Source organism: Candidatus Methylomirabilota bacterium (assembly GCA_035764725.1).
GTDB lineage: Bacteria > Methylomirabilota > Methylomirabilia > Rokubacteriales > CSP1-6 > DASRWT01.
In genome coordinates, this window is sequence record DASTYT010000130.1 from 64,421 (window position 1) to 71,219 (window position 6,799).

The following is a 6,799-nucleotide window of genomic DNA, read 5'->3' on the forward strand; positions in this document are numbered from 1 at the left end:
CCGGTCTACCCGGGGGCCGCGCCCTGCGTGCCCGTGTACAGCGCGTACAGCGACTGGCTCGCCGCCATGAAGAGCCGGTTGCGCTTGGGCCCGCCGAAGCACACGTTGCCGCAGATCTCGGGCAGCCGGATGCGGCCGATGAGCTGGCCGGCGGGATTCCAGATCGTCACCCCGCTGTAGCCCACGCTGCGTCCCGCATTGCTCGAGGACCAGACATTGCCGTCCACGTCGCAACGCACGCCGTCCGGGCCGCACTTGACCCCGTCCACCATGCAGGTGGTGAAGACCTTGCCGTTGGCGACCTTGTTGTCGCCTGTCACGTCGAAGACGAAGATCTCGCCCTTGCCGCCGGGGCCGGTGTCGCCGGGGCCCTTCCCCGTGCTCACCACGTAGAGCCGCTTGTAGTCAGGGGAGAAGCAGAGCCCGTTGGGATCGGGCACCTGACCCTCGCTGACGACCAGGTCCACGCGGCCGCTGGGATCGACACGATAGACGCTCGTGGGCAATTCGCGCACCGCGGCGCCGATCTCCGGTGGCTGGCCGAGACGAGGCTTGAGCCGCCCTCCCTGATTGCTGGGGCCGCCGGGCGCGTCGGGCGCGCCCTCGTAGAGCTGGCCGCCGTAGGGCGGGTCGGTGAACCAGTAGCTCCCGTCCGGATGCGGCACCGCGTCGTTCGGCGAGTTGAGCCGCTTGCCGTTGTAGCGGTCGGCGATGATGGTGGCCGAGCCGTCGTTTTCATAGCGTACGACTCGACGCGTGAGGTGTTCACAGGAGAGCTGTCGGCCCTGGAAGTCGAACGTGTTGCCGTTGCTGTTGTTGGAGGGCGTGCGGAACACGCTCACGTGGCCGTTGTCCTCGAGCCAGCGGAGCTGCCGGTTGTTCGGGATGTCGCTCCACAGGAGATAGCGCCCCTGGCTGTTCCACGCCGGCCCTTCCGACCACAGCGCGCCGGTCCACAGCCGCTGGATGGGCGCGTTCGGCTGGCGCAGCCCATTGAACGAGGGATCGACGGTGAGCACGTCGGGATCGGTGAAGTAGACGTTGGGCGGCGCCTTTGGCCCGAACTCGCGCGGCGGCGTGGTGATGACGCTAGGCGGCGCCATGGGCTGCGGCGTCTGGCCGCGGGCGAGACCCGGGGCGAGCAGGGCCGCGCCCGCCGCTCCCATGACGGTGATGAGTCCGCGCCGCGAGATCGTGCCGTGTGCGTTGCGGTCGTCCGCGTCCTGAGCCATGCGCGATCCTCCCTGATCCGGCTCGCTGCGATGAGCTGCCCGGCTGCCCGACTGCGCCGCCACCGTAGCAGACGTGCTACCCTCCGGCAAGCTGACATGAGCGTCCTGCCGCTCGTCGCCTGCGCGCTCGCGCTGCCGTTCTTCCTGTGGGGCTTTCGCACCTATCAGCTCGCCTTCGCCGCGTCCCACGCGATCGCGATTCTCGGCCTTAACCTCATCGCGGGCCAGGCCGGTGTGATCTCGCTGGGACACGGCGCCTTCTACGGGCTCGGGGCCTACACCATGGCGGTGCTGATGCGCCAGGCCGGGGCCTCCGCCTATGCGGGGATCCTCGCCGCGCCGCTGGTCTGCCTGGCCGCGGGCTACGCGTTCGGCCGGGTGGTCGCGCCGCTCGCCAGGTTCTACCTCGCCCTCGCCACGTTCGCGCTCGCCCTCGCCGTCCCGCAGACCCTCAAGTCGAGCCATCTCACGCCGTGGACGGGCGGCGTGCAGGGACTCTACCTCGACCGGCCGGGCCCGCCGGCGGGCGTGCCGGTGACTGGGGATCAGTGGTGGTACTTCGTCGCCCTCGGGCTTCTCGGTCTCGGCCTGTGGATCGCGCGCAACCTGGTGAACAGCTCTGCCGGGCGCGCGGTCCGCGCCATGCGCGATCACCCCATCGCCGCCCAGGTCGCGGGGATCGATCTCGCGCACTACACCGCCATGATCTTCGCGGTGGGCGCGGCCTATGCAGGCATCGCCGGCGCGCTCGCCGCGCTGCTCCTCGACTTCGTGGCGCCCGAGAGCTTCACCTACTGGCTCTCGATTCTCCTGCTGGTCGGCTCCGTGTTCGGCGGGATGACCTCGGTCTGGGGGGCGCTGGCCGGCGGGCTCTTCCTGCAATTCTGGCCCGATCTCGCAGGCACGGTATCCCGCAACCTGGCCCTCCCGGTCTTCGGCGCGCTGCTCGTGCTCTCGACCCAGCTCATGCCGGGCGGCGTCGCCGGAATCGTGGAGGCGATGGCGGGGCGGCTGCGCCTTCGGCGATGAAGACGGGATGGGTAGGCTAGGATGCCCCCGTGACGATTCCCGCGCAGCGGCGGCCCATCCGAGCGCCCTGGCGCGTGCGCCTGCACGAGGTGATCTTCGAGGCCGACACGCCCGCCGGGCGCGCGTTCGACATCGTCCTGCTCGTGGCGATCCTGGCGAGCGTCCTCGCCGTGATGCTCGAGAGCGTCGCGGCCATCCGGCGCCAGTGGGGCCGAGCGCTCGACGTGGTGGAATGGTCGATCACCATCGCCTTCACGGTCGAGTACGTGCTGCGCCTCCTGGCCGTCGATCGGCCGTGGCGCTATGTCCGCAGCTTCCTGGGCATCGTCGACTTCCTGGCCATCGTGCCCACCTACCTCGGCATCCTCGCGCCCGAAGCGCAGTCGCTCATCGTGATCCGGACCATTCGTTTGCTGCGGGTGTTTCGGATCTTCAAGCTCTCCCCGTTCCTCGGCGAGGCGGAGCAGCTTCGCCAGGCCATGGGCGCGAGCCGCCGGAAGATCACGGTGTTCCTGGGTGTCATCGTCACCGTCATGGTCATGATGGGCACGGTGATGTACGTGGTCGAGGGGGAGGCGTACGGCTTCACCAGCATCCCCGTCAGCATGTACTGGGCGGTGGTGACCATGACCACCGTGGGCTACGGCGACATCGCGCCGAAGACGCCGCTGGGGCAATTCCTGGCCGCGCTGCTCATGATCCTCGGCTACGCCATCATCGCGGTCCCCACCGTATCGTGTCGGCGGAGCTGGCCCGGACGTCTCGTCCGGTGTCCCGGCAGGCGTGCCCGGGCTGCGGCGCCGAGGGGCACGATGTCGATGCCATCCACTGTAAGTACTGTGGCGCGAGCCTCTGAAGCCTTCCGTGGCGTGCTATCCTCGCCGCTAGGCAACGGCATGAGCTCCTCGGCCCCCCGTCGTCGCGAATGGCCCGGCGCGTCGCTCGCCCGCGTCCCCTACTGGGTGTACCAGGACGGCGCGAACTACCGCGAGGAGCTTCGTCGCATCTTCGAGGGGCCGGTGTGGAACTACGTCGCGCTGGAGTCGGATCTGACGCGGCCCGGCGACTACCGGACCACGTTCGTGGGCGAGATGCCGGTGATCGTGGTGCGCGGCGAGACCGGGGCCATTCATGCCTTCGAGAATCGCTGCGCGCATCGCGGCGCCCTCATCGCGCTCGACGACGGTGGGTCCACAGGCAAGCGCTTCCAGTGCGTGTACCACGCCTGGAGCTACGACCTCGAGGGCTCGCTGGTGAGCGTGGCCTTCGAGAAGGGCGCCCACGGCAAGGGCGGCATGCCCGCGTCCTTCTGCAAGGCCGAGCATGCGCCGCGGCGCCTGCGCACCGCGACGCTGGGCGGTCTCGTCTTCGCGACGCTCGACCCTGCGGCGCCGCTGCTGGACGCCTACCTCGGCGAGGCGGTGCGCGCCCGCCTGCTCCGCGTGCTCAACCGCCCCGTCCAGGTGCTGGGCCGCTTCGTCCAGGCCCTGCCCAACAACTGGAAGCTTTACGTGGAGAACGTGAAGGACACGTATCACGCGAGCCTGCTCCACACCTTCTTCAGCACGTTCCGCATCACCCGCCTGACCCAGGGGGGCGGAGTGCTGGTGAGCCCGGACGGCGCTCATCATGCGAGCGCCACCATCGATCGCGGTGAGGACCGCGACAGCACCGCGTACCGCGACCAGGGCATCCGCTCGGAGAGCGAGCGCCTCCGCCTGATCGACCCGAGCCTGCTCGACACCGTGAAGGAGTTCGGCGACGACGTCCAGCTCCAGATTCTCACCGTGTTTCCGAGCCTGGTCGTCCAGCAGGTCTACAACGCCCTCGCCATCCGCCAGGTCATTCCCAAGGGCCCCGACGCGATGGAGCTGCACTGGACCTATCTCGGATTCGCCGACGATTCGGCGGAGATGCGCCGGCGGCGCCTGCGCCAGGCCAATCTGGTGGGCCCGGCCGGCTACGTCTCCATGGAGGACGGCTGCGTCGGCGGCTTCGTGCAGCGGGGCGTGGCCGCCGCCGGCGACACGCTCTCGATCGTGAACATGGGAGGCGAGGGCGCGGAGTCGCAGGACACCCGCGCCACCGAGGCGGCGGTGCGCGGGTTCTGGAAGGCGTACCGCGGGTATATGGGCTACTAGCCTATGCTCGATCGCGTGAGCCAGCTCAACGCCGAGTACGCCCGCGCCATCGACGACGACCGGCTGGAGGACTGGCCGGGGTTCTTCACCGATCCGTGCCTCTACTCGATCACGTCCGCGGACAATCATCGCCAGGGCATGCCCGCGGGGGTGATCTACGCCGACTCGCGCGGCATGCTGAAGGACCGCGTGGCCGCGCTCCGCGAGGCCAGCGTCTTCGAGCGCCAGAGCTATCGCCACGTGGTGGGCCTCCCCGCGCTGCTGGGCGTCCGTGATGGGGCCATCCGGACGGAGACGCCGTTCCTGGTCGTGCGGGTGATGCGCGACGGCACCATGGGCCTCTTCGCCACCGGACGCTACGTGGACGCGCTGGTCGAGGAGGCCGGCGCCCTCCGCTTCCGCGAGCGCGTGGTGGTGTGCGACAGTAGCCGCATCGACACCTTGCTCGCCATCCCCCTCTAGCGCCCATGACTCGACTCCCGATCCCCCGCGCCGCCGCCGCGGCCGCCGCGCTGGTGGTGGCCGCCCTCGGTCCCGCGCCCGCGCGCGCGCAGGACGCTGAGCGCCTGGCCATGGCCAATCTCCGGCTGAGCACCGAGCCCGGCATCAGCCGCGGCTGCACCCGGATCGGGTTTGTCAGCGACGACTCCCTGAAGGACCTCCGCCGCAAGATCGTGCGAACCGGCGGCGACACGGCCGTGCTGTCCTTCAGGCAGGATGATCTCTCGCGCATCCAGGCGGAGATCTACCGCTGTGCGGCGGCGGGATCCCCTGGGGGCCCATACGCGCCCCCGCCCCCACCGCCACCGCCGCCGCCCCCACCCCCTGTCACGCGCTAGTCACCCCAGACAAGGTGGGGCAGCCCCGCCGGACATTTCCGTCAAGCGGAGGCGGAGCCTTCAGGGGCTAACTACGCGTCATCCCGAGCGGGAGGTCGCTGGCACGGGCCTCGCAACATGAGCACCTGTCATGAGTGTCCGCAGGCTCACCTTCGGCCTCCTGGGATTCCTCGGAGCGATGATGCTGATCGCCCTCCTCCGCCCCGGACCCTGCGCCCGTCCCCTCGCGTACCGGGTCGACCGCTTCGACGACCGGTTCGGGGTGAGCCGGGAGGAGCTACGGGACGCCCTTCGCCAGGCCGAGGAGGTGTGGGAGCGGCCCATGGGCCGGAAGCTCTTCGTCGAGACGGAGGGCGCGCGGCTGGTGGTGAACCTGATCTACGACGAGCGGCAGCAGCGTACGCAGGCTGGCACCAAGCTCCAGACCGACCTGAAGGACACGCGCGCCTCGCACGAGGCGGTGGGCCGCTCCTACGACGAATGGCGCACGATGTACGAGCGCCGCCTCCGCGACTTCAAGGAAGGTCAGGCGGAGTATCAGGGCCGCGCCGAGGCGCTGAACGCGCAGATCCGGGAGTGGAACGCTCGCGGCAACACCCCCGCCGACATGCGCTACACCTTCGAGTCCGAGCGCGCGCGGCTCGTCGACCTGCGGAGCCGGCTGGAGTCCGAGCGGATGGCGCTCCAGGAGCTGGCGACCACGGTGAGCGGGCTCGCCCAGAAGGGCAACGCGATCGCGACCCAGCACAACGCGAGCGCGGCCACCTTCAATGCCCTCTACGGCGCGCCCCGCCAGTTCCACAAGGGCGAGTTCGACGGACGGCAGATCGCGGTATTCGAGTTCCACGACACCCGCGACCTGGTGCTGCTGCTCGCGCACGAGATGGGCCACGCCCTCGGCGTGAAGCACGTGGACGATCCCGCCGGCATCATGCACGCGGTGGCGGGCGGCCAGCCCCTCGGCGCCCTCACGCCCACCGAAGCCGACCTCGCCGCGCTGCGGAAGGCCTGCCGCCGCTTCTAGCTCCAGCGTCCGCGACCCGAGCGCGGCGTTTGGCGGGCATGGGACAATGGCCGCACCCGGATGCGGCTGACTCCTCCGCGTGACATCTGGCTCCGGCTCGCGCGCCTGCTCGCGCTCGGGTCCGCCCCCGCCCTTGCCTTCGCGATGAGCCTGGGCGCGCCGCCCCCCGCCTGCGCGGCGGATGCGCCGCTCGTCACCGTCGACCTCATCTCGGAATCCGCGGGCATCAGCCCCGGGGGCGCGATCTGGGTGGGCATCCGCCAGCGCATCGCGCCCGGTTGGCACACCTACTGGATCAACCCCGGCGACTCCGGCGAGGCCCTCACGATCGAGTGGGCGCTGCCCCCCGGCTTCACCGCGGAGCCCATTGTATGGCCGCATCCCGAGCGCATTCCCGTTGGCCCCGCGATGAGCCACGGCTACACGGGCGAGACCGTGCTCCTGGTCCGCGTGAGCGCGCCCTCCGGTCTTCCGCCGGGACGCGACGTCGTACTGCGCGGTCGCGCCGCCTGGCTCGTGTGCGAGAAGATCTGC

General features: G+C 70.3%; 7 protein-coding genes and 1 pseudogene. 7 read left to right on the plus strand and 1 reads right to left on the minus strand.

Annotation, left to right across the window (positions count from 1 at the left end; genetic code table 11):
- Nucleotides 1-5: 5 nt before the first annotated feature.
- A complete protein-coding gene (locus VFX14_21820; GenBank protein HEU5192338.1) occupies nt 6-1,166 on the minus strand; it encodes an SMP-30/gluconolactonase/LRE family protein in 1,161 nt (386 codons plus the stop codon).
- Between the two features lie 162 nt (nt 1,167-1,328).
- On the opposite strand from VFX14_21820, the gene VFX14_21825 reads away from it, so the two are divergent.
- The 7 genes and pseudogenes from VFX14_21825 to VFX14_21855 all read left to right on the plus strand — a co-directional run.
- Complete coding sequence (locus tag VFX14_21825; protein HEU5192339.1) at nt 1,329-2,261, plus strand: branched-chain amino acid ABC transporter permease; 933 nt, start codon at nt 1,329-1,331, stop codon at nt 2,259-2,261.
- 173 nt (nt 2,262-2,434) lie between these two features.
- Nucleotides 2,435-2,929 (plus strand): annotated as a pseudogene (locus tag VFX14_21830) (ion transporter).
- A 228-nt stretch (nt 2,930-3,157) separates the two neighbouring features.
- Nucleotides 3,158-4,402 carry an aromatic ring-hydroxylating dioxygenase subunit alpha gene (locus tag VFX14_21835; protein ID HEU5192340.1) on the plus strand — a complete coding sequence of 415 codons (1,245 nt, stop codon included), beginning with the start codon at nt 3,158-3,160 and terminating at the stop codon, nt 4,400-4,402.
- Nucleotides 4,403-4,405: 3 nt separating this feature from the next.
- The gene (locus tag VFX14_21840; protein HEU5192341.1) at nt 4,406-4,864 is read left to right on the plus strand and encodes an aromatic-ring-hydroxylating dioxygenase subunit beta; all 459 of its coding nucleotides are present in this window, start codon (nt 4,406-4,408) and stop codon (nt 4,862-4,864) included.
- 5 nt (nt 4,865-4,869) lie between these two features.
- Nucleotides 4,870-5,241 (plus strand): hypothetical protein, encoded by a 372-nt coding sequence (locus VFX14_21845; GenBank protein HEU5192342.1) that lies wholly within the window; start codon nt 4,870-4,872, stop codon nt 5,239-5,241.
- 130 nt (nt 5,242-5,371) lie between these two features.
- Nucleotides 5,372-6,265, plus strand: coding sequence for a matrixin family metalloprotease (locus VFX14_21850; GenBank protein HEU5192343.1), 894 nt, complete (start codon nt 5,372-5,374; stop codon nt 6,263-6,265).
- 60 nt (nt 6,266-6,325) lie between these two features.
- Nucleotides 6,326-6,799, plus strand: a 474-nt coding sequence (locus VFX14_21855; protein HEU5192344.1) for a protein-disulfide reductase DsbD domain-containing protein, incomplete at its 3' end; no start/stop codon positions are given.

What these genes read in the sequence shown, in the direction of transcription:
- VFX14_21850 (HEU5192343.1), top strand. Translation starts at nt 5,372, where the DNA reads ATGAGTGTCCGCAGGCTCACCTTCGGCCTCCTGGGATTCCTCGGAGCG.
- VFX14_21835 (HEU5192340.1), top strand. Translation starts at nt 3,158, where the DNA reads ATGAGCTCCTCGGCCCCCCGTCGTCGCGAATGGCCCGGCGCGTCGCTC.
- VFX14_21825 (HEU5192339.1), top strand. Translation starts at nt 1,329, where the DNA reads ATGAGCGTCCTGCCGCTCGTCGCCTGCGCGCTCGCGCTGCCGTTCTTC.
- VFX14_21845 (HEU5192342.1), top strand. Translation starts at nt 4,870, where the DNA reads ATGACTCGACTCCCGATCCCCCGCGCCGCCGCCGCGGCCGCCGCGCTG.
- VFX14_21840 (HEU5192341.1), top strand. Translation starts at nt 4,406, where the DNA reads ATGCTCGATCGCGTGAGCCAGCTCAACGCCGAGTACGCCCGCGCCATC.
- VFX14_21820 (HEU5192338.1), bottom strand. Translation starts at nt 1,166, where the DNA reads ATGGGAGCGGCGGGCGCGGCCCTGCTCGCCCCGGGTCTCGCCCGCGGC.